The organism is Streptomyces sp. NPDC039465, assembly GCF_055639315.1.
Genome location: NZ_JBVKAP010000001.1, coordinates 726,928 through 748,212, shown reverse-complemented (window position 1 = coordinate 748,212; position 21,285 = coordinate 726,928). Strand labels below are relative to the sequence as shown.

Below are 21,285 nucleotides of genomic sequence, written 5' to 3'. Positions count from 1 at the left end.
CGGACCTCCTCGTTCTTACCGCAGAGTAGGAAGAGCTCCGCACAGCGTATGCCGCCACGACCGTCAGGCGTCCTGGACCGTACGCACCGGGTACACCGCCACCGCGACCTCCTCGTCGTCCAGGCAGCGGCCCGTCTCCAGGTCGAAGCGCTGCTTGAGCAGGGGCGAGGCCACGAACGGACGGCCGTCGGCCGTACCGAGCAGCCCCCGGGCCAGCACCTGCGCGCCGGTGAACGGATCGCGGTTGTCGATCGCGTACGCGCGTCCCTTGCGGTCGAGGAAGAGCGCCGCCTGCCGGCCGTCCGGCAGCAGCGCCGCCATACCGCGCCCCGGCGTCAGCCGGGACTCCTCGCAGACCGTGAGCCACGCGTCCTCGGCGTGGGCCAGCTGAAGCGTCGACTGAAGTGTCGTCTGAGGCGTCATCGGGCGAGCGTCCCTTCGAGAGCGGGGGTGAGGGAGGAGAGGTCCGGCTTGATCTGGTCGCGCTCCGGGACGAAGCGGACCGACGGGTCCGGGGTGTCCGGGGCGTTCACGAAGGAGACGAAGCGGCGCAGCCGGTCCGGGTCGTCCAGGGTCGCCGCCCACTCGTCCTCGTAGGCCTCGACGTGCGCGGCCATCATCGCCTCCAGCTCGTCGCAGAGCCCGAGCGAGTCATGGACGACGACGTCCCGCAGATGGTCCAGGCCGCCCTCCAGCCGCTCCAGCCACACCGACGTGCGCTCCAGCCGGTCGGCCGTGCGGATGTAGAACATCAGGAACCGGTCGATCAGCCGGACCAGTTCGGCGTCCGAGAGGTCCTGGGCGAGCAGATCGGCGTGGCGCGGGGTCGCGCCGCCGTTGCCGCCGACATACAGGTTCCAGCCGCTCGCCGTGGCGATCACGCCGAAGTCCTTCGACTGGGCCTCGGCGCACTCGCGGGCGCAGCCGGAGACCGCCGACTTCAGCTTGTGCGGGGAGCGCAGGCCCCGGTAGCGCAGCTCCAGATGGATCGCCATCTTCACCGAGTCCTGCACGCCGTAGCGGCACCAGGTCTGCCCCACACAGGACTTGACCGTGCGCAGCGACTTTCCGTACGCGTGCCCCGACTCGAAGCCGGCGTCCACCAGACGGGTCCAGATCGCCGGAAGCTGGTCCACGCGGGCGCCGAACAGGTCGATCCGCTGACCGCCCGTGATCTTGGTGTAGAGGCCGAAGTCCCGGGCCACCTCACCGATCACGATCAACTTCTCCGGGGTGACCTCACCGCCGGGGATCCGCGGCACCACCGAATACGAGCCGTTGCGCTGCATGTTGGCGAGGAAATGGTCGTTGGTGTCCTGCAGGGCGGCCTGCTCGCCGTCGAGGATGTAGCCGCTCTGGAGGCTGGCCAGGATCGAGGCGACCGTCGGCTTGCAGATCTCGCAGCCATCCCCGCCGCGCGCGCCCTCCCGGCCGTGCGAGTCCAGCAGCTCGGCGAACGACGTCAGCCGCAGGGTCCGGATGATCTCGTACAGCTCACTGCGGGTGTACGAGAAGCAGGCGCACAGGCCGCTGTCGGCGGGCGCGGGCAGCAGCTGGCCGATGAGCTTCACACAGCTGCCGCAGCCCGTCCCCGCCTTCGTGCACTTCTTCACCTCCGGCAGGGAGGTGCACTGGCTGATCGCGTGCTTGGTGACGTTGTGGCAGGAGCAGATCACCGCGTCGTCGGGGAGGGCGGAGGGCCCGAGCGCGACCGGCGCGCCCGCGCCGGCCGGCAGGACCAGCTGCTCCGGCGAGACGGGCGGGACGGTGCCGGTGAGCGGGCGCAGCATGCCGTACGCATCGGCGTCACCGACCAGGACACCGCCGAGCAGCACGCCCTCCGCGTCGACGACGAGCTTCTTGTAGATGCCGGAGCGGGAGTCCGAATAGACGACGTCGAGGCTGCCCTCGGCGGCGCCGTGCGCGTCGCCGAAGGAGGCCACGTCCACGCCGAGCAGCTTCAGCTTGGTCGACAGGTCGGCGCCGGTGAACTCCTTCGCCTCCTGCTCCGCGATGGCGGCGGCCGCCGTCTGCGCCATCTCGTAGCCGGGCGCCACCAGGCCGTACACCCGGCCGTCCGCCGCCAGCGCGCATTCGCCGATCGCGTACACCGCCGGGTCGGACGTACGGCACAGCTCGTCCACGGCGATGCCGCCGCGCTCGCCGACCGTGAGGCCGCAGTCGCGGGCCAGCTGGTCGCGGGGGCGGACACCCGCCGAGAAGACCACCATGTCGGTGGCCAGCTCGGTGCCGTCCGACAGGCGCATCGCGCTGACCGACCCGTCGGCCGTGACGACCTCCTGGGTGCCCGTGCCGGTGTGGACGACGAGCCCCATCTCCTCGATGGTGCGCAGCAGCGCCGCGCCGCCGCCGTCGTCGACCTGCACCGGCATCAGGCGCGGCGCGAACTCCACGATGTGGGTCTCCAGGCCCAGGCCCTTGAGGGCGCCGGCCGCCTCCAGGCCGAGCAGACCGCCGCCGACCACCGCGCCGGTGCGGGACGTCTTCGCGAACTCCTCGATGGCGAGCAGGTCCTCGATCGTGCGGTAGACGAAGCAGCCGCGGGCGTCCTTGCCGGGCACGGGCGGCACGAACGGGTACGAGCCGGTGGCCAGGACCAGCGTGTCGTAGCCGAAGGTCCGTCCCGAACGGGAGGTGACCTGCCGGCCGGCCCGGTCGACGCTCACGGCCGGGTCGTCGACATACAGCTCGATGCCGTGCCGCTCCATGAAGCCGTCCTCGACCATGGAGAGGTCGTCCGGGGTCTTCCCGTCGAAGTACGAGGTCAGCTTGACCCGGTCGTAGGCGGGGCGCGGCTCCTCGCAGAGGACCACGACCCGGGAGGTCGCGGTGACGCCCTGGTCCGCGAGGGCCTCCAGGAACCGCTGGCCGACCATGCCGTGGCCGACCAGGACGATGGTGGGGGTGTTCACGGGCGTGGTCGACATCTCAGGAGCCTCCGTCTTGGGTGAGCAGGTGGAGCAGGGGAGCGTCGGGCAGGGCCTCGTCGCCCTCCCAGGCGCGGGCGAGCGCGCCGACCGCGGCGAGATCGCCGAGCAGGACACCGCCGACCAGCCGGTCGCCGCGGACGACGACCTTGCGGTAGGCCCGGCGGGTGGCGTCCGTCAGCTGGACCACGTCGTCGCCGGGCTGGGCCGTGGCCTCGCCGAACGCCGCCAGGTCCAGGGCCTCGGGGCCGCCGAGGGTGAGCCGGGTCAGGGCCCGGGTGCCGCCGTAGCGGCCGGTGCCGCCGAGCAGGATCCCGGCGAGCACGTCGGCCTGCTCCAGGGCGGGGCCGGCCAGACCGTAGACCCGGCCGCGGTGCTCGGCACAGTCGCCCACGGCGTGGATGTACGGGTCGGAGGTGCGCAGCTCGTCGTCGACGACGATGCCGCGCTGGACGTCGAGCCCGGCGTCGCGCGCCAGACCCACCCGGGGCCGCACCCCGCAGGCGAGGACCACGACCTGGGCGTCGAGGACGAAACCGTCGGCGAGCTCGACCGCGGTCACGGCGTCGTCACGCTGCCGCAGACCGCTCACCCGGCACTCGGTGTGCACCTCGACCCCGAGGGATTCGACATGGGCGCGCAGCAGCGCCGAGGCCCGTACGTCCAGCTGCCGTTCCATCAGCCGCTCACCCTGCTGGGTCAGCACGACCTCCGCGCCGCGCGCCGCGAGCGCCCGCGCCGCCGACACCCCGAGCAGTCCGCCGCCGACGACGACCACGCGGACGCCGGGCCCGACAAGGCTCCGCAGCGTCAGGCAGTCGTCGAGGGTGCGGAAGGGGTGGACGCCCTCGGGCAGCCGGCTGCCGCGCAGTCCGCGCAGCGGCGGCAGCACGGGGTTGGAGCCGGTGGCCAGGACCAGCCGGTCGTAGCCGACCGTGGAGCCGTCGGCGCAGTGCACCAGGCGGGCCTCACGGTCGATACGCTCGGCCCGCACCCCGCGCCGCACCGGCTCTCCCGGGGCGGGCAGGGCGATCACCTCGGGCGCGTACCGTCCGGCGAGGACGTCGGCGAGCAGCACCCTGTTGTAGGGGGCGTGCGGCTCTTCGCCGAGGAGGGTGACCGGCAGCCGCTGGGCGAGCCGGGCGCCCGCCGTCCCGCCGCCGACCACCACGATCCGTGTACTCATGTCCGCAGCGTGCGCGGTCGGTGTTACCCGACGGCATCCCGTCTGTTTCCCGTACGGAACGCTGACCTCAGCCGCCGTCCACCTCGGGTGTGAGGGAGACGGCACTCGGTGCCACGCGGGGTACGGAACCTCAGACGTGCCTCAAGACTCAGGGGATCGCGGGGCAGTACACCCATCTCCTGTCCTAGGCTCGCGATCATGCCTGACATATCACTCACCACCCTTGTCCTGCTCTGTGTCGCCGCGCTCGTGGCGGGCTGGATCGACGCGGTGGTGGGCGGTGGCGGGCTGCTGCTGATCCCCGCCCTGCTGCTCGGCATGCCGAACGTCCCGGCCGCCCACATCCTCGGCACCAACAAGGCGGTCGCGATCGTGGGCACGTCCGGCGCCGCCGTGACGTACGTACGCAAGGTGCCGGTGAAGGTGGGCACGGCCGTACGGATCGGGCTCGCCGCGCTCGTCGGGTCGATGGCCGGCGCGTTCTTCGCCGCCGGGATCAGCAGTGACGTCCTGCGCCCCGTGATCATGGTGGTGCTGCTGGGAGTGGCCGCGTTCGTGCTGCTGAGGCCCTCCTTCGGGACCCGTGCCGAGGACAAGGGTCCGGCGACCCGGGCGCGGGTGATCGCCGCGATCGTCCTGGTCGGCGGTGGCATCGGCTTCTACGACGGCCTCTTCGGGCCCGGCACGGGCACGTTCCTGGTCCTCGCGCTCACCGCCGTCCTCCACCTCGACCTGGTGACCGCCTCCGCCACCGCCAAGATCGTGAATGTCTGCACCAACGCCGGGGCGCTGGCGATGTTCGCCTACCAGGGGGCCGTGCTGTGGCAGCTGGCCGTGGTGATGGCGGCGTTCAACCTGCTCGGCGGGACGGTCGGCGCGCGGATGGCGCTGCGCAAGGGCAGCGAGTTCGTCCGCGGGGTGCTGCTGTTCGTGGTCTTCTCGCTGGTCGCGAAGCTCGCCTTCGACCAGTGGAGCTGACCGATGACAGCTGACAGATGACCGATACCCGATGACAGATGCCTGATGACAGACGACAGATGACCAATGCCCGATGACAGCTGACACGGCCGCCAGACCCGGGCCCGGGCCGGGTCAGCGGACCCCGATGAGGTGGGCGAAGGCGACCACGTTGCCCTGGTAGCCGGACTTCTTCGTGAACCCGCCGCCGCAGGTGATCACCCGTAGCTCGGCCCGGTCCGCCTGCCCGTAGACCTTCCGGTCCGGGAAGGCGTCGTTTTCGTACACCTCGACCGCGTCGATCGTGAACACGGCCGTACGCCCGTCGGTGCGGTCGACCTCGATGCGCTGGCCCTTCTTGAGCGTGCCGAGCGCGTAGAAGACGGCCGGTCCCTTGGCGTTGTCGACATGACCGGCGACGATCGCCGTGCCCTTGGCGCCCGGCGGGGTGCCGTCCTTGTACCAGCCGGCCAGATTGCTGTCGCCGGCCGGCGGCACCTGGAGGCTGCGGTCGGCGGCGAGACCGAGCCGCATCACGGGCGTGTCCACGCCGATCTTCGGGATGCGCAGCCGGACCGGGGCGGACGGCGGCAGCGGATCGGCGGCCGCGTCGGTGTGCTGCTCGGGGCCCGCGGCGAACGCCTCGGCGGCGGGCGGGACGGGCGGAGTGACCGGTTCGGAGCCGTTCTGGACCAGCCAGATGCCGAGGCAGGCGGCGGCCGCTATGCCCCAGCCCTTGCTCTTGGTGCTCACTGTCGGGGTCCTTCGGGTGCGGTCCGCGGGTAACCGGGCTTGACGGAGTGACCCCGCCCGCGCCGGCTCGGGGCACGGCGGGGGCGGGGCGGCGGTTCGACGGGAGGAGTCCCGCTACCGGCCCTGCGCGCCGCTCGCCCGGCGGCGCAGGAGCCAGGTCCCGCCGACGGCGGCCGCGGCCAGAAGGGCCACACCCGCCGCGATCTGGGTGCTGTCGGGCCCGACGCTGCCGCCGATGCCGGTGCGCACATGTCCGCTGGGGCCCTGGTGGTGGCCGACCTCCAGGTCGCCCTTGGCGGTGCGGCCGTTGTCGCAGGCCACGGCGATGCTGTAGGTGCCGGGCTGGGCGTGGTGCGGGACCATGAACTGGCCGACCACGACCTCCTTGTGGGCGCCCGGCGACAGCTGGAAGTCACCCGCGCCCAGGGTCTTGGCGTCGCCCACGCCGTGTCCGTCGGGCCCGCAGGCGGTGGTGTTGACGGTGATCCGCTCACCCGGCGCGGCGGTCGTCGGGAAGATCTCCAGCCGCTCCTTGCCGTCTCCCCGCTCTTTGGTGTCGCCCCGCTCTTTCGTGTCGCCCCACTCTTTCGTGTCGGCCCGCTCGTGGGGGTCGGCCCGCTCGTGTTCGTCGGCGAGCGCCGCCGGTGCGGCGAGCGCGCCGAGCGTCAGGACCGTCAGCGCGGTACCGGTGAGCAGGCGGGCAGTGGTGCGCATGGGATCCTCCGGAGCGCGCTTTCGGGGCAGTTGTCCTGTCTCCGAGGTAAGGGGCTGCCGCCCGCCCCCGCCTGCTGATGGGGGGTCAGAATTGGGCCGTTCGGTACGGGCCACGGCCCTGGACCGAGGCCGTCACCGCAGGTCAGAGCCGGTTGTCCGGCCCCGTCGGAGAGCCCGCTCCGAACGGGTGACCGGACAAGGCGCTTCCACCGCGACCGGGGCCCTCAGGAGCGGGCTCCGGCCTCAGATCGTCTCCCACTCCACCGACGCGTACGCCTCCCGTACCCGTGCCATCAGCCGCTCGTCGCCGGGGAGCGCGACCTCGTCGATCCGGCTCACCGGCGCGATCCCGCGGGAGTTCGTCACGAACGCGGCCCGGAAGGACGGCACGTCCGCCAGGGTCACCGGCCGCCGTACGGACCCGAGGAGCGGTTCGAGCAGGGCCATCGTGACGCCGTGGAGGGCGGGCGCGTCCGGCCAGATGACCGAGGTGCCGTCCCAGAAGGCGATGTTGGTGACGGCGCCCTCGCTGACCCTGCCGTCCGGGGCCGTCAGCAGCGCCTCGTCGAAACCCTCGCGCTGGACGGCCTCGCGGTGGTACGTCTGGCCGAAGCCGCCCAGATGCTTCAGATGGGCCGCCGGGCGCTGGTAGGAGACGGACTTGAGCGCCTGCGGGGTGCCGGCGAAGGCGAACGGCTCCCGTACGGTCACCATCGCCGTGCCCTCGTACATGTACACCCGCGCCGCCGCGTCCGTACGCCCCGCCGCCCGCAGGGCCTGCCGCAGCAGCGCCCGGACCTGGTCCTTGTCCACGCCGGGGCCGAAGAGTTCACGGGAAGCCCCGTCGAGCCGGTCCAGATGGAGGCCGAGTCCGCGCACCCCGCCGTCGCGCACCTGCATGGCGGTGAAATGCCCGTAGGCGCTCTGGAGGGTGGCGATCAGCTCGGGGTCCGCCGCGGGCCTGCCGTCGATCTCGATGTACACGGGTGCGTTGCTCATCTGCCCACCGTACGGGGGCCGGTGGGGACGCCGGAAAAGATCCGTTCGAGGCCGCCGGAAAGATCCGCTTGACCTCAACCAAAGTTGAGGTACGAGGCTCTTCTCCATGACCACGCAGACACCGCTCAAGCTCGCCGTCGTCGTCGCCAGCAACCGCGAGGGCCGCTTCGCCCCCGTCGTCGCCGACTGGTTCCTTGCCCGGGCCGGGGAACACCCCGGCTTCGAGGTCACCGTCATCGACCTCGACACGATCGACCTGCCCACCGCCCTCTCCCACCACCCCGGCCCCGCCGCCACCGCCGAACTGGCCAAGGTCAGCCCCACGCTCGCCGCCGCCGACGCCTTCGTCGTCCTCACCCCCGAGTACAACCACTCCTTCCCCGCCGCCCTCAAGAACCTCATCGACTGGCACTACGTCGAATGGCAGGCCAAGCCCGTCGGCTTCCTCTCCTACGGCGGAATCTCCGGCGGCCTGCGCGCGGTCGAGCACCTGCGCCAGGTCTTCGCCGAACTGCACGCCGTCACCGTCCGCGACACCGTCTCCTTCGCCTTCGTCCACGGCCTGTTCGACGCGGACGGACAGCTCAAGGACCCCTCCGGCCCCGAGGGCGCCGCCAAGACGATGCTCGACCAGCTCGCCTGGTGGGGCGAGGCGCTCAGGTCCGCCAAGTCCCTTCACCCGTACGCGGGTTGAGGGCCGCCCGCCATGCTGACAAGACTCCTCCTACGCCATCTGCGGCCCTACCGGGGGACCTTCGCCCTGGTCGTGGGCCTCCAGCTGATCCAGTCCCTGGCCACCCTCCTGCTCCCCACCCTCAACGCCGACCTCATCGACCACGGTGTCCTGCGCGGCGACACCGGCCATGTCCTCACCACCGGCGGCCTGATGATCGCCGTCACCGTCCTCCAGATGGCCGCCGCCGGCGCCGCCGTCCTCTTCAGCGCCAAGATCGCCATGGGGATCGGCCGCGACCTGCGCGCCACCGTCTTCCGCCACGTCCAGGACTTCTCCGTACGGGAGATGGGCCGCTTCGGCGCCGCCTCCCTGATCACCCGCACCACCAACGACGTCCAGCAGGTGCAGACCCTCGCCCTGCTCGCCCTCACCCTCGTCGTCGCCGCGCCGCTGATGGCGCTCGGCGGGATCGTGATGGCGCTCGGCCAGGACGTCCCGCTCGCCCTGCTCCTGCTGGTCTTCGCCCCGCTGATGGGCCTCGCCGTCGGCCTGATCGTGCGCCGCCTGCCCCCGGTCTTCCGGGGCATGCAGGGCCGCGTCGACCTGATCAACCGCGTCCTGCGGGAACAGATCACCGGCATCCGCGTCATCCGCGCCTTCGTCCGCGACCGGCATGAACAGCGCCGCTTCGCCGACGCCAACGACGAGCTCCTCGCCGCCGGACTGCGCGCCGGCCGCCTCCAGGCCCTGATGCTGCCCACCGTCTTCATCGTCTGGGAGCTCGCCACCGTCGCCATCATCTGGGTCGGCGGTCACCGCATCGACTCCGGCTCCCTCCAGCCCGGCACACTCATCGCCTTCCTCGGCTATCTGATGCAGATCCTCATGGCCGTGATGATGACCCTCTTCCTCGCCATGCAGCTGCCCCGCGCCGAGGTCAGCGCCGAACGCCTGCACGAGGTCCTCGCCACCGAACCCGGCCTCACCCCGCCCGCCGCCCCCGTCCACCAGCTGCACGGCCCCGGCCGGCTGGAGCTGCGCGGCATCGACTTCAGCTACCCCGGCGCCGAGGAACCCGTCCTGCGCGGGGTCGACCTCACCGCCCGGGCCGGCCGCACCACCGCCGTCGTCGGCTCCACCGGCAGCGGCAAGTCCACCCTGCTGGGTCTGGTGCCGCGGCTGTTCGACGCGACCGCCGGAGAGGTCCGCGTCGGCGGCGTGGACGTCCGCGACCTCGACCCGGCGCTGCTCGCCAGAACCGTCGGCATCGTCCCCCAGAAGCCGTACCTCTTCTCCGGCACGATCGCCTCCAACCTGCGCTACGGCAATCCGGACGCCACCGACGACGACCTCTGGCACGCCCTGGAGACCGCCCAGGCGGCCGACTTCGTCCGCGCCCTGGACGGCGGCCTCGACGCCACCGTCGCCCAGGGCGGCACCAACTTCTCCGGCGGACAGCGCCAGCGTCTCGCCATCGCCCGGGTCCTCGCCGCCCGCCCCGCCATCTACCTCTTCGACGACTCCTTCTCCGCCCTCGACAACGCCACCGACGCCGCCCTGCGCCGGGCCCTCGCCGAAGAGACCCAGGACGCCACGGTCGTCATCGTCGCCCAGCGCGTCTCCACCATCCGCGGCGCCGACCGGATCGTCGTCCTCGACCAGGGCCGCGTCGTCGGGACCGGCACCCACGACACGCTCATGCGGGACAACACCACCTACCAGGAGATCGTCCTCTCCCAGCTCACCGAGGAGGAAGCGGCATGAGCGCGACACCGGAGCGCCGCGGGCCCGGAGTTCAGCGCCGGGGCAGCGGCATGGGAGCCACCCCAGAGCGCCGCGGGCCCGGCGTCCAGCAGCGCGGTCCGGGCGGCATCGGCACCCCGCCGCTGGAGCGCTCGCTCGACTTCCGCACCTCCGGGCTGCGTCTGCTGCGCCTCACCGCCCCCGAACGCCCCCTGCTCCTCGCCGTCCTCACCGCCTCCGTCGCCGCCGTCGCCTTCTCGGTCACCGGCCCGCTCATCCTCGGCCACGCCACCGACCTCATCGTCCGGGGCGCCGGCACCCCCGGCGGCGTCGACTTCACCGCCGTCGCCCGGATCCTGCTCCTCGTCCTCGGCGTGACCACCGCCGCGTCCGCGTTCACCTGGATCCAGACCCGGCTCACCATGGTCGTCGTCCAGCGCCTGGGACACCGGCTGCGCGAACGCGCCGAGACCAAGCTCTCCCGGCTGCCGCTGCGCCACGTCGACCGGCAGCCCCGCGGCGAACTCCTCAGCCGCACCACCAACGACATCGACAACATCGTCCAGACCCTCCAGCAGGCCTTCGGACAGATGGTCCGCTCCCTGTTCATGATCGTCGGCGTGCTGGCGATGATGTTCGTGATCTCGCCGCTGCTCGCCCTCGTCGCGCTGGCGACCGTGCCCCTGTCCGTGCTGGTCGCCGCCCGGATCGGCCGGCGCGCCCAGCCGCAGTTCGTCCGGCAGTGGGCGGTCACCGGCAAGCTCAACGGCCACGTCGAGGAGATGTTCACCGGCCACGCCGAGGTCCGCGCCTTCGGCCACCGCGCCGAGGCCGCCGAGACCTTCGACCGGCTCAGCGAGGAGCTGTACGCCGCCGGGCTGCGCGCCCAGGTCATGTCCGGCTTCATCCAGCCCGCTCTGAGCTTCGTCGGCAACCTCAACTACGTCCTCATCGCCGTGGTCGGCGGGCTGCGCGTGGCCACCGGCACGCTCTCCGTCGGCGACGTCCAGGCCTTCGTGCAGTACTCGTACGAGTTCAACGGCCCCATCACGCAGGTCGCCGCGATGGCCAACCTCCTCCAGTCCGGCGTCGCCTCCGCCGAGCGCGTCTTCGACCTCCTCGACGCCGAGGAGGAGACCCCCGACCCGGCCGAGCCCGACCGCCCCGAGCACGTCACCGGCCGCGTCTCCTTCGAGAAGGTGTCGTTCCGCTACGAGCCGGACAAGCCGCTGATCGAGGATCTGTCGCTGGCGGTGGAGCCGGGGCAGACGGTCGCGATCGTCGGACCGACGGGCGCGGGCAAGACGACGCTGGTCAATCTGCTGATGCGGTTCTACGAGGTCACCGGCGGGCGGATCACGCTCGACGGCGTCGACGTGTCACGGATGTCGCGCGAGGACCTACGGGCCGGGATCGGCATGGTCCTCCAGGACACCTGGCTCTTCGGCGGCACCATCGCCGAGAACATCGCGTACGGCACATCGCGGGAGGTTTCGCGCGAGGAGATCGAGCGGGCGGCCATGGCCACGCACGCGGACCGGTTCATCCGCACCCTGCCGGACGGCTACGACACCGTCATCGACGAGGAGGGTGGCGGCCTCAGCGCGGGCGAGAAGCAGCTGATCACGATCGCCCGGGCGTTCCTCACCGAGCCCTCCATCCTCGTCCTCGACGAGGCGACGAGCTCCGTCGACACCCGCACCGAGGTCCTCATCCAACGGGCCATGTCCTCCCTCCGCCAGGGCCGCACCTCCTTCGTGATCGCGCACCGGCTTTCCACGATCCGGGACGCGGATGTGATCCTGGTGATGGAGAACGGTTCGATCGCCGAACAGGGCAGCCACGAGGACCTCCTCGCGGCGGGCGGCGCGTACGCCAGGCTGTACGCCTCCCAGTTCGCGGCGGCCGCGTGAGCGGTGACCTGTGAACCCGAACACCTGTGAAGGGTGAACCCGAAGACCTGTGAAGGAGTGCGTGCCCGTGACCCTCGCCCTGACCGTCCTCACCACCACCGACAGCGCCGCCAGGGCCGAGGAGCTGGCGCGCGGCGCGGTGGAGGCGCGGCTCGCGGCCTGCGCCCAGATCTCCGGGCCCGTCACCTCGGTCTACCACTGGCAGAAGGCGATCGAGACCGCGGAGGAGTGGCAGGTCGTCTTCAAGACGACGGAGGCCTGTTACGACGCCCTGGAGGCCCACCTCCTCGCCGCCCACACCTACGACACCCCCGAGATCATCGCCACGCCCGTCGTGCGCGGCAGCGCGGCGTACGTGGCCTGGATCCAGGCGGAGACGTCGGCGCGGTGAGCCTGCCGTTCTTCGTCTACGGCACGCTGCGGCCCGGCGAGCACAACCACGACCGGTTCCTGCGCGGCCGCACCGCCGCCGAGGAACCGGCCCGGCTGCCCGGGGCCGTGCTCCACGACGGCCCCGGCTTCCCGTACGCCGTGCCCGGCGAGGGGGAGGTGCGGGGCGCGCTGGTGACGGCCGCGCCCGGCGGGTACGGGCAGCTGCTGTCCGTACTGGACGACCTGGAGGAGTACGCCGGGTCCGGCCATCCGCTCAATCTGTACGACCGCGAGGCCCGGGACGTCGTACGGGAACGGGACGGGGCGACCGTCCGCGCCTGGGTCTACTTCGCGGCGCCTGGGACGGCCCTCGGCCCCCGGATCACCGGCGGCGACTGGCTCACCCGGCCTGGGTCCCCGGCGCGTCCACAGCCGAGTCACCGGCCTCCAGGCGCACCGCGCACACCTTGAACTCGGGCATCTTCGACGTCGGGTCGAGCGCCGGGTTGGTGAGCGTGTTGGCGCGGCCCTCGCCCGGCCAATGGAACGGCATGAAGACCGTGTCGGCCCGGATGGCGGTGGTGACCCGGGCCGGCGCCACGGCCCGGCCGCGCCGCGACACCACGGTCACGTCCTGCCCGTCGGTGACGCCGAGGCGCGCCGCGAGCCGCGGGTGCAGCTCCACGAACGGGCCGGGCGCGGCGGCGTTGAGCGCCTCGACGCGCCGGGTCTGGGCGCCGGACTGGTACTGCGCGACGACCCGGCCGGTGGTGAGCACGATCGGATACGCCTCGTCGGTCTCCTCGGCGGCGTCCCGGTGCACGACCGGCACGAACCGGGCCCGCCCGTCGGGCGTCGCGAACCGGTCCAGGAACAGCCGGGGCGTGCCGGGGTGGTCCGGCTCGGGGCAGGGCCAGAACACCCCGTCCTCCTCGGCGATCCTGCGGTAGCTGATGCCGGAGTAGTCGGCGGGGCCGCCCGCGGAGGCGCGGCGCAGCTCGTCGAAGACCTCCTCCGGGTCGGTGGGGAACCCCTTCTCCCAGCCGAGGAGCGCGGCGAGGGCGTGCATCACCTCCAGGTCGCTGCGGACCCCCTCGGGCGGGGTGATCGCCCGCCGCCGCAGCAGCACCCGCCCCTCCAGGTTGGTCGTCGTCCCCGTCTCTTCCGCCCACTGCGTCACCGGCAGCACGACGTCGGCGAGCGCGGCGGTCTCGGAGAGGACGACGTCGGCGACGGCGAGGAAGTCCAGGGCGCGCAGCCGCTCCTCCACGTGCGCGGCGCGCGGCGCGGAGACGACCGGGTTGGAGCCCATCAGCAGCAGCGCCTTGATGTCGCCGCCGAGCGCGTCGAGGAGTTCGTACGCACTGCGTCCCGGCCCGGGCAGCGACTCGGGCGGCACGCCCCAGACCTGGGCGACATGGGCGCGGGCGGCGGGGTCGTCGAGCTTGCGGTAGCCGGGGAGCTGGTCGGCCTTCTGGCCGTGCTCGCGGCCGCCCTGGCCGTTGCCCTGCCCGGTCAGGCAGCCGTAGCCGGACAGCGGCCGGCCGGCCCGGCCGGTGGCCAGGCACAGATTGATCCAGGCGCCGACGGTGTCGGTGCCCTTGGACTGCTGCTCGGGGCCGCGGGCGGTGAGCACCATGCCGGAGGGCGCGTCGCAGAACATCCGTACGGCGTCCCGGAGCTGGGGCACGGCGACGCCGGTGATCCGCTCGACGTGCTCGGGCCAGTGCGCCATCGCCCCGGCGCGGGCGGCCTCCCAGCCTTCCGTGCGCTCCTCGACGAACGCCTCGTCGACCCGGCCCTCGGCGACCACGAGATGCAGCAGGCCGAGCGCGAGGGCCAGGTCGGTGCCGGGGCGCGGCGCGAGATGGAGGTCGGCGTGCTCGGCGGTGCGGGTGCGGCGCGGGTCGACGACGATCAGCTTGCCGCCGTTCTCCTTGAGTTCGGTGAGGTAGCGCAGCGCGGGCGGCATGGTCTCGGCGAGGTTGGAGCCGACGAGGATCACACAGCCGGTGCGGGGGATGTCCTCCAGTGGGAAGGGCAGGCCCCGGTCGAGCCCGAAGGCGCGCTGGTGGGCCGCGGCCGCGGACGACATGCAGAAGCGGCCGTTGTAGTCGATCTGCGAGGTCCCGAGGACGAGCCGGGCGAACTTCCCGAGCGTGTACGCCTTCTCGTTGGTGAGCCCGCCGCCGCCGAAGACGCCGACGGCGTCGGCGCCGTACGCCCCCCGGGCCCGCGTCAGCCCCTCGGCGACCGCGGCGAGCGCCTCGGCCCATGTGGCCGGCTCCAGCTCGCCGGTGCGCGCACTGCGTACGAGCGGCCCGCCCAGCCGCACCCGCTTGTCGAGCACGTCCGCGGCGGTCCGCCCCTTCCCGCACAGAGCCCCGCGGTTGACGGGAAAGTCCGCCCGCTCCTCGACGCCGACCCCGGCGTCGTCGGGCAGGGACCGGAGGTTCATCCCGCACTGCAGGGCGCAGTACGGGCAGTGGGTGGGGGTGCTGACCTGCGGCGCGTCGTACATGCCCCCGAGGGTGCGACGCCCGTGTTACGACGGGCGTCGCCCGGCGTTACGGCCGGGGTACGGGGCCTTCTGCGGGGAGGGCCGGGGACGGTGAGGGGGCGGCGCGGGCGGCCGCCCGTCGGGTGGGGGCGGCGGGTCCCGGGAAGGCCGCGGGCCTATCCCGCCGAGGCCAGGGCCTCCGGCACGCCCCGTTCCCGCTCGCCCAGGAACCTCGGGTCCGGCCGCAGGGTCGCGTCCACCGCCGCCTTGCCCGCCGCCAGCATCTCGCGGGTGCCGCCGTAGTACCAGGTCGCGTCGTGCGGTTCGGCGACGCCGACACCGTACGCCTCCACACCCGCCGCCCCGCACAGCGCCAGCGCCCGGCGGATGTGGAAGCCCTGGGTGACCAGGACCGCGCGGTCCACGCCGAAGATCTTCTTCGCGCGGGCGCAGGAGTCCCACGTGTCGAAGCCGGCGTAGTCGCTGACGATCCGTCCGTCCGGCACGCCCCGCTGGGTGAGGTACGTCCGCATGGCGTCCGGCTCGTCGTACTCGGCCCGGCTGTTGTCGCCGGTGACGAGGACGACCTTCACCTTCCCCACCCGGTACAGCTCGGCCGCCGCGTCCAGGCGGTGGGCGAGGTACGGCGTCGGCCGGCCCTTCCACAGGCCCGCGCCGAAGACGACGGCGACGTCCTGGGCGGGCACGTCGGCGACGGTCCGTACCCGGCCGTCGGCGACGGTGTGCATCCAGGTCGCCGGGGCCAGCGCCAGGACGCAGCCGGCCATCAGGGCCTGGACGGCACGCCGCCGCCCCCGTCTGGTCCGGGGCAGCCGCAGCCGGAGTCGCCGCATCGAAGAAACCTCCAGGTGAAGGGGACCGTCGACTCCTCCGACGCGCCCCGTCCCCGTACGGTTGCCGCCCCCGCCGAATCGTTCCGCCCGCCCCGGCCGTAATCGGCCCGGTGCTTACCGGCCCTGCTCAGCCGGCCTCCCGTACCCGCCGCCCGTAGAGCACCGCCGCCAGCGCCGTCCCCAGGGCCCCGCCGACCAGTTGCGCCGCGATGAAGCCGGGCAGCGAGGACGGGGCGATGCCCGTGAACGAATCGCTGAAGGCGCGGCCCACCGTCGCCGCCGGATTGGCGAAGGAACCGGACGAGGTGAACCAGATCGCCGCCGCGATGTACGCGGCGACGGCGAGCGGCATCAGCCGGTCCCGGCCGACTCGCTGGAGTCCCAGGATCAGCAGGACGAGACCGGCGGTGGCCACGACCTCGCCGAGCCACAGATGCCCGGCCGAGCGGACCTGGGTGGACCAGGCGCCCGGCATCCGCCCGAACATCGCCTCGGCGAGCAGCGCGCCGGCCACCGCCCCGGCGACCTGCGCGGTGAGGTAGAGCGCGGCGGCCCGCCCGTCGGGGCCTTCCGCGCCGCCCCGCCGCCGGGCCCACCAGGCGGAGAGGGTGACGACGGGGTTGAGATGGCCGCCGGAGACCGGGCCGAACAGCGCGATGAGCAGGCCGAGTCCGATCGCGGAGGCGAGCGAGTTGGCGAGCATCTGTACGCCGACGTCCTGGCTGAGGCCGGTGGCCTGGATGCCGGAGCCGATGACGACGGCGACCAGCGAGGCGGTGCCGACGAGCTCGGCGACGACCTGGCGCGGCAGGGCGCGCGGGGTGGTCATGGTGGTGGTGTCTCCCCTCACTTCATTCATGCAGCGGAAAATATATTCCGTCTTGTGGAATGGGGAGCGCGCGGGGGGAGTGAAGGGGCGGGGTGGCATGATCCGGACATGATCGAGAAGGCGCGGGCCGCCGCCCGCAACAACGCCGAGTGGTGCGACGTGATGTGCCGGGCCCACGGCGTCCCCGGCACGTTCGGGGCCGCCGCCTGGACCAACGCCCGCCGTACGCCGCCGTACTACCCCGACGCCGTGACCCTCACCGGCACCGCGTCGGTACGGGACGTGCTGGACGGCGTCGACCGCTCCACGCCCGGCTGCTCGGTCAAGGACAGCTTCGCGACGCTGGACCTGGCCCCCGAGGGCTTCCACGTCCTGTTCGAGGCCCAGTGGATCCACCGCCCCGCAGGACTGCCGCTCCCGACGCCGGCCCCGGTCGCCTGGGAGCGGGTACGCACGGCGGACGGCCTCGCCGCCTGGGAGGACGCCTGGGGCGACGGCGAGACCCGCGGCCTCTTCCGCCTCGGCGTCCTCGGCGACCCACTCACCGACGTCGTCGCGGCCCGCGTGGACGGCCGGGTGGTCGCCGGCGCGGTCCTGAGCGCCGCCAAGGACGCCTCGGTCGTCGGCATCTCCAACCTCTTCACCACGGACGCCGACCCGGACGCGGCCTGGGCGGGCTGCCTGTCCACCGCGGCCGCCCTCCACCCGGACAGCGCGATCGTCGGCTACGAGAGCGGCGACGGCCTGACGGCAGCCGTCCGCGCGGGCTTCGAACCGACGGGCACGTTGCGGGTCTGGCTGGCCGCGTAGCGCTCGGGGGGGGGGGTAGGCCACACCTTGGCGCCCCCGGGCGAGCCCGGCGGGCTCGGTGGTTCCCGGCCCCCCCACCTCGGCACCACCGCCGATCGCCCCCCTGCGGCCTCGGGCTCGCCCGCGCGGGTGGCGTCCCGCTTCGCCGCGCCGGCGCCTTCGAGCCCCCCGACCGACCGCCCCGACCGGGGGCCCTCGGGCTCGGCGCGTCCGCGCCTCCGCGCCCCCCACCTGTGAGCCGCCCGAAAACACCCGTCACCACCGCGCAACGCCCCGGCAACACACGCCAGCCAGGATCGGTCCATGACGGAGCCGGTGCCACTTCCCGCATCCCTTCCTGAATTCAGCACGGCCGAGCTGCTCGCCCGTATCACCGTGCAGCTCGGCAGCCAGCTGAGCCACGTCCAGCTGAACGGAGCCCGCAGACCCATGAGCGCCCCCCGCCCCGGCTCCGACGCCCCCGGTTCCGACCGCCCCGGCACCCCCCGCCCCGCCGACGCGCACCCGCCGCTCATAGCCGTCGCGCACGGCTCCCGCGACCCGCGGGCTCTCACGGTCGTGCAGGCGCTGCTCGACCGGGTACGCGAGCTTCGGCCCGGGCTCGACGTGCGGCTTGGACACATCGAGCTCAACGCGCCCCTGCTCGACCACACCCTCGCCGGGCTCGACCCCGGCGACGCCGTCCTCGTGCCCCTCCTGCTCAGCCGCGGCTACCACGTCACCCACGACCTGCCCGCCGCCGCGCTCGCCGCCCCCCACGCGCGCGTGCGCATCGCCCGGCCCCTCGGGCCCCACCCCCTGCTCGTCGAAGCCCTCCGCGACCGGCTCGCCGAAGCCGGCTGGCGGGCCGAGGACGGCGACAGCCGCTCCGCCGGGGTCGTCCTCGCCGCCGCCGGCTCCCGCGACCCCGCCTCCGCCGCCGACACCCGCCGCACCGCCGCCCTCCTCGGCGAACGGCTCGGCGGCGTACCCGTCGTCCCCGCGTACGCCTCCGCCGCCACCCCCAACGTCCCCGCCGCCGTCCGCGCCCTCGCCGCCCGCGGCTGCCACCGCATCGCCGTCGCCTCCTACTTCACCGCCCCCGGCCTCTTCGCCACCCGCAGCGCCGCCGCCGCGCCCGGCCTCGCCGCCGCCCCGCTCGGCGACCACCCGGCCGTCGCCCGGCTCGTCCTGCACCGCTACGACCAGGCCCTCGCCCCCGCCCCGCACCGCACGTACACGCGGGAACTCGCCACCGCCTAGCGCCCACTGTCGGTGGCGACCGTTACCTTCGGTGCATGGACGGCACCACCGCGATTCCCGGATACGACGACACCGACACCGAACGCTGGGCCACCGAACCCGACAAACGCCCCGGCCGCACCGCCTTCCAGCGCGACCGCGCCCGCGTGCTGCACTCCGCCGCGCTGCGCCGCCTCGCCGGCAAGACCCAGGTCGTCACGCCCGGCACGCGCAACCCTGCCTGGGACGCCAGCCCCCGCACCCGGCTCACCCACTCCCTCGAATGCGCCCAGGTCGGCCGCGAGCTCGGCGCCGCGCTCGGCTGCGACCCCGACCTCGTCGAGGCCGCCTGCCTCTCCCACGACATGGGCCACCCGCCCTTCGGACACAACGGCGAGCAGGCCCTCAACGACTTCGCCAAGGACTGCGGCGGCTTCGAGGGCAACGCCCAGTCACTGCGGCTGCTCACCCGCATCGAGCCCAAACGGTTCGTCACCGACCCCGCCACCGGCGAGCCGGTCAGCGTCGGCCTCAACCTCACCCGCGCCGCGCTCGACGCCGCCACCAAGTACCCCTGGCCCCGCGGCGGCCACCCCGAAGATCCCGACTCGCCCAAGTTCGGGGTCTACGACGACGACCTGCCGGTCTTCGAATGGGTCCGGGCCGGCGCCCCCGCCGACCGCAAATGCTTCGAAGCCCAGGTCATGGACTGGTCCGACGACGTCGCCTACTCCGTCCACGACTTCGAGGACGGCATCCACGCCGGCCACATCGACCCCGCCCTGCTGCTCTCCGGGCCCGAGCGGGCCGACATCTGGACCGTCGCCATCGGCCGGTACGTGCCCCACGACACCGACCCCCAGGAGCTCTCCGACGCCCTCGACCGGCTCGTCGCCCAGGACTGGTGGCCGAACGGCTACGACGGCTCCGCCGTCGCCCAGGCCCGCCTCAAGGACGCCACCAGCCAGCTCATCGGCCGCTTCTGCCTCGCCGCCGAAGGCGCCACCCGCCAGACCCACGGCACCGGACGCCTCACCCGCTACGCCGCCGAGCTGGTCGTCCCCCGCGAGACCCGCAACGAATGCGCCGTCCTCAAGGCCGTCGCCGACCGCTACGTCATGCAGCGCGCCGAGCAGGAGGCGCTCCGCGCCGACCAGCGCGTCATCCTCGCCGAACTGGCCGAAGCCCTCACCCTCCGCGCCCCCGAAGGCCTCGACCCCCAGTTCCGCGCCCTGTTCGAAGCCGCCCCCGACGACCGCGCCCGCAAACGAGTGATCATCGACCACATCGCCTCCCTCACGGACGCCTCCGCCCTCCTTTCTTAGACCTCGGTTCGCCGAGGGAATCGTGGCCACCCCACACCCCGCCCAGCGGAGCGCCCCCGCGCCCCCTCGGCGCGCCGACGTGACACGCCCGAAGGGCGGTCCCTCTTCCGCCATCACGCTCCGTGCGGGACGCTCGGCCAAGTGGCTCGGCCGCCCCGCAGCGGGGTACGGCCGGCGGCGTAGCGTAGAAGCGGGCGTAACGAGGAGGCATCAAGTGGTCGACGCAGATCAGACCTTCGTCATCGTCGGCGGGGGCCTGGCCGGGGCCAAGGCGGCGGAGACCCTCCGCGCCGAAGGGTTCAACGGCCGGGTGATCCTCATCGGCGACGAACGCGACCAGCCGTACGAACGGCCGCCCCTCTCCAAGGGCTACCTCACCGGCAAGGAAGAGCGCGACAGCGTCTTCGTCCACGACGCCGCCTGGTACGCCGCCCACGACATCGAGCTCCACCTCGGCCAGCCCGTCACCGCCATCGACCGCGACGGCCACACCGTCCGCCTCGGCGACGGCACCACCATCCGCTACGACAAGCTGCTCCTGGCCACCGGCGCCGAACCCCGCCGCCTCGACGTCCCCGGCACCGGCCTCGCCGGCGTCCACCACCTGCGCCGCCTCGCCCACGCCGACCGGCTCCGCCACGTCCTGGCCGCCCTCGGCCGCGACAACGGCCACCTCGTCATCGCCGGCGCCGGCTGGATCGGCCTGGAGGTCGCCGCGGCCGCCCGCGGCTACGGCGCCGAGGTCACCGTCGTCGAACCCGAGCCCACCCCGCTCCACCGCGTCATCGGGCCCGAGCTCGGCCAGCTCTTCACCGACATCCACGCCGAGCACGGCGTCCGCTTCCGCTTCGGCACCCGCCTCACCGAGATCACCGGCCAGGACGGCATGGTCCTCGCCGTCCGCACCGACGACGGCGAGGAACACCCCGCCCACGAGGTCCTCGCCGCCATCGGTGCCGCCCCCCGCACCGCCCTCGCCGAAACCTCCGGCCTCGCCCTCGTCGACCGCGCCCACGGGGGCGGCGTCGCCGTCGACGCCTCGCTGCGCACCTCCGACCCGGACATCTACGCGGCCGGGGACGTGGCCGCCGCCCACCACCCCCTCCTCGACATCCGGCTGCGCGTCGAACACTGGGCCAACGCCCTCAACGGCGGCCCGGCCGCCGCCCGCGCCATGCTGGGCCAAGAGGTCTCCTACGACCGGATCCCGTACTTCTTCTCCGACCAGTACGACCTCGGCATGGAGTACTCCGGCTGGGCGCCCCCGGGCACGTACGACCAGGTGGTGCTGCGCGGAGACGTCGGAAAACGGGAGTTCATCGCCTTCTGGCTGAAGGACCGCAAGGTCCTCGCCGGCATGAACGTGAATGTGTGGGACGTCACAGAGGACATCCAGAAACTCATCCGTTCCGGCGCCCAGGTGGACCCGGACACCCTGGGGGACCCCTCGGTGCCTCTGGACAGCCTCGTCTGACATCCGGCGGC

General features: G+C 73.2%; 19 protein-coding genes. 10 read left to right on the top strand and 9 right to left on the bottom strand.

The genetic code is table 11. The annotated features are described in order from the left end of the window. Nucleotides 1–63 precede the first annotated feature (63 nt). From nirD to ACZ7LT_RS03470, 3 genes are read right to left on the bottom strand one after another with little or no spacing between them, the layout of a single operon-like run. A complete protein-coding gene (gene nirD, locus ACZ7LT_RS03480; RefSeq protein WP_471233595.1) occupies nt 64–423 on the bottom strand; it encodes a nitrite reductase small subunit NirD in 360 nt (119 codons plus the stop codon). Continuing rightward, nucleotides 420–2,948 (bottom strand): nitrite reductase large subunit NirB, encoded by a 2,529-nt coding sequence (gene nirB / locus ACZ7LT_RS03475; RefSeq protein ID WP_471233592.1) that lies wholly within the window; start codon nt 2,946–2,948, stop codon nt 420–422. Before nirB ends, nirD begins: the two co-directional genes overlap by 4 nt. Before the next feature lies 1 nt (nt 2,949). Continuing rightward, a complete protein-coding gene (locus tag ACZ7LT_RS03470; protein ID WP_471233589.1) occupies nt 2,950–4,134 on the bottom strand; it encodes an NAD(P)/FAD-dependent oxidoreductase in 1,185 nt (394 codons plus the stop codon). A 198-nt stretch (nt 4,135–4,332) separates the two neighbouring features. On the opposite strand from ACZ7LT_RS03470, the gene ACZ7LT_RS03465 reads away from it, so the two are divergent. After that, nucleotides 4,333–5,112, top strand: coding sequence for a TSUP family transporter (locus tag ACZ7LT_RS03465; RefSeq protein WP_471233586.1), 780 nt, complete (start codon nt 4,333–4,335; stop codon nt 5,110–5,112). Between the two features lie 114 nt (nt 5,113–5,226). Here the strand turns inward: ACZ7LT_RS03465 and ACZ7LT_RS03460 are convergent, their stop codons facing one another. The 3 genes from ACZ7LT_RS03460 to ACZ7LT_RS03450 all read right to left on the bottom strand — a co-directional run bounded on the left by ACZ7LT_RS03460 (nt 5,227) and on the right by ACZ7LT_RS03450 (nt 7,557). Then, nucleotides 5,227–5,844, bottom strand: coding sequence for a class F sortase (locus ACZ7LT_RS03460; protein WP_471233584.1), 618 nt, complete (start codon nt 5,842–5,844; stop codon nt 5,227–5,229). A 114-nt stretch (nt 5,845–5,958) separates the two neighbouring features. Then, entirely contained in the window at nt 5,959–6,558 is a 600-nt protein-coding gene (locus ACZ7LT_RS03455; protein WP_471233581.1) for a hypothetical protein, read from the bottom strand. Nucleotides 6,559–6,801: 243 nt separating this feature from the next. Beyond that, nucleotides 6,802–7,557 carry an aminotransferase class IV gene (locus ACZ7LT_RS03450; RefSeq protein ID WP_471233578.1) on the bottom strand — a complete coding sequence of 252 codons (756 nt, stop codon included), beginning with the start codon at nt 7,555–7,557 and terminating at the stop codon, nt 6,802–6,804. Nucleotides 7,558–7,663: 106 nt separating this feature from the next. On the opposite strand from ACZ7LT_RS03450, the gene ACZ7LT_RS03445 reads away from it, so the two are divergent. The 5 genes from ACZ7LT_RS03445 to ACZ7LT_RS03425 all read left to right on the top strand — a co-directional run bounded on the left by ACZ7LT_RS03445 (nt 7,664) and on the right by ACZ7LT_RS03425 (nt 12,732). After that, nucleotides 7,664–8,251, top strand: coding sequence for an NADPH-dependent FMN reductase (locus ACZ7LT_RS03445; protein WP_471233576.1), 588 nt, complete (start codon nt 7,664–7,666; stop codon nt 8,249–8,251). Nucleotides 8,252–8,263: 12 nt separating this feature from the next. Next, nucleotides 8,264–9,997, top strand: coding sequence for an ABC transporter ATP-binding protein (locus tag ACZ7LT_RS03440; protein WP_471233574.1), 1,734 nt, complete (start codon nt 8,264–8,266; stop codon nt 9,995–9,997). Beyond that, nucleotides 9,994–11,889 carry an ABC transporter ATP-binding protein gene (locus ACZ7LT_RS03435; RefSeq protein ID WP_471233571.1) on the top strand — a complete coding sequence of 632 codons (1,896 nt, stop codon included), beginning with the start codon at nt 9,994–9,996 and terminating at the stop codon, nt 11,887–11,889. Before ACZ7LT_RS03440 ends, ACZ7LT_RS03435 begins: the two co-directional genes overlap by 4 nt. A gap of 67 nt (nt 11,890–11,956) precedes the next feature. Next, nucleotides 11,957–12,280, top strand: a complete 324-nt coding sequence (cutA, locus tag ACZ7LT_RS03430) for a divalent-cation tolerance protein CutA (protein ID WP_471233568.1) — start codon at nt 11,957–11,959, stop codon at nt 12,278–12,280. Further along, nucleotides 12,277–12,732 (top strand): gamma-glutamylcyclotransferase family protein, encoded by a 456-nt coding sequence (locus tag ACZ7LT_RS03425; protein WP_471233564.1) that lies wholly within the window; start codon nt 12,277–12,279, stop codon nt 12,730–12,732. The genes cutA and ACZ7LT_RS03425 overlap by 4 nt, the downstream gene beginning before the upstream one ends. Here ACZ7LT_RS03425 and ACZ7LT_RS03420 read toward each other — a convergent pair. From ACZ7LT_RS03420 to ACZ7LT_RS03410, 3 genes are all read right to left on the bottom strand, one after another. Beyond that, on the bottom strand, nt 12,662–14,782 hold the full coding sequence (locus ACZ7LT_RS03420) for a molybdopterin oxidoreductase family protein (protein ID WP_471233559.1): 2,121 nt from the start codon (nt 14,780–14,782) through the stop codon (nt 12,662–12,664). The two genes, ACZ7LT_RS03425 and ACZ7LT_RS03420, sit on opposite strands and share 71 nt — an antisense overlap. Before the next feature lie 155 nt (nt 14,783–14,937). Then, a complete protein-coding gene (locus tag ACZ7LT_RS03415; protein ID WP_471233555.1) occupies nt 14,938–15,615 on the bottom strand; it encodes a SanA/YdcF family protein in 678 nt (225 codons plus the stop codon). A 127-nt stretch (nt 15,616–15,742) separates the two neighbouring features. After that, the gene (locus ACZ7LT_RS03410; RefSeq protein WP_471234776.1) at nt 15,743–16,444 is read right to left on the bottom strand and encodes an aquaporin; all 702 of its coding nucleotides are present in this window, start codon (nt 16,442–16,444) and stop codon (nt 15,743–15,745) included. Between the two features lie 108 nt (nt 16,445–16,552). On the opposite strand from ACZ7LT_RS03410, the gene ACZ7LT_RS03405 reads away from it, so the two are divergent. From ACZ7LT_RS03405 to ACZ7LT_RS03390, 4 genes are all read left to right on the top strand, one after another. Next, complete coding sequence (locus ACZ7LT_RS03405) at nt 16,553–17,254, top strand: hypothetical protein (protein ID WP_471233551.1); 702 nt, start codon at nt 16,553–16,555, stop codon at nt 17,252–17,254. A 303-nt stretch (nt 17,255–17,557) separates the two neighbouring features. Continuing rightward, the gene (locus tag ACZ7LT_RS03400) at nt 17,558–18,496 is read left to right on the top strand and encodes a sirohydrochlorin chelatase (RefSeq protein WP_471233547.1); all 939 of its coding nucleotides are present in this window, start codon (nt 17,558–17,560) and stop codon (nt 18,494–18,496) included. 35 nt (nt 18,497–18,531) lie between these two features. Continuing rightward, on the top strand, nt 18,532–19,800 hold the full coding sequence (locus tag ACZ7LT_RS03395; protein ID WP_471233544.1) for a deoxyguanosinetriphosphate triphosphohydrolase: 1,269 nt from the start codon (nt 18,532–18,534) through the stop codon (nt 19,798–19,800). Between the two features lie 214 nt (nt 19,801–20,014). Beyond that, complete coding sequence (locus ACZ7LT_RS03390; RefSeq protein ID WP_471233542.1) at nt 20,015–21,274, top strand: NAD(P)/FAD-dependent oxidoreductase; 1,260 nt, start codon at nt 20,015–20,017, stop codon at nt 21,272–21,274. Nucleotides 21,275–21,285 lie beyond the last annotated feature (11 nt).